General features: G+C 77.5%; 1 protein-coding gene. It reads right to left on the minus strand.

From position 1 onward, the window contains the following. Window positions 1–787: hypothetical protein (locus PPSIR1_RS41415; RefSeq protein WP_045117787.1), on the minus strand; the 787-nt coding region annotated here is incomplete at both ends.

The following is a 787-nucleotide window of genomic DNA, read 5'->3' on the forward strand; positions in this document are numbered from 1 at the left end:
TCGCCCGAGCGTCGAGGGTGGCGAGCTGGCCCGTCGCCGCCTCGCAGGCCTCGGCCCGGGCCGCGACCTTCGAGACCAGCTCGGCTCGGGAGGTCTCGAGGGTGGCCAGGCCCTCGCGCTCGCGCTCGAGGCGGGCGGCCCGGGAGCGGTAGTCCTCGCACGCCCGACCCAGCGCGGCGACGAGCGCCTCGCCGACGCCCGCCCGGCCCTCGTCGGACTCGAGCTCGGCCACGACGCGGTCCAGCGCCCCCGCCAACACGCCCTCGCCCTCGATCGGCGCCCCTCCCAGACCCAGCTCGGCCCCGTCGTCCTGCAGCTCGCGCAGCGCGGCTTCCAGGCCGTCGGCGAGCTCCGCCGCGCGCTCGTCGAGGTCGGCGTCGAGGGACTCGAGGCTGGCGCCCAGCTCCCGGAGCTCGCGCTCGGCCTCGGCCTGGGCCCGCTCCGCCGCCTGCAGCTCGTCGCGCCCCTTCTCGTAGCCGTCCTCGGCCCGGTCGCGCCGCTGCTTGCGGAGCTGCTGCTCGCCGAGGAGCTCGTCGACCCGGCGCTGGGCGGCGTTGAGCTGACGCAGGCGACGGCTCAGCGCGTCTTCCATGGCCCACAGCGCCGTGGCGACCTTGCTTCCCGCGACCTTGCGGGGGATCACCAGCGCCCGCTCGCGGCCGTCAGCGGGCGCTGGTGATCCCAGCAGCGACAGCTGCCCGGCCTCCTTGGCCGCGACCTGAGCCGCGACCTCGCCGAGGCCCTCGTCGTCGCTGGGGTCGGCGTCCTCGGCGGGCAGCAGCGGCCC

The organism is Plesiocystis pacifica SIR-1 (genome assembly GCF_000170895.1).
Lineage (GTDB): Bacteria > Myxococcota_A > Polyangia > Nannocystales > Nannocystaceae > Plesiocystis > Plesiocystis pacifica.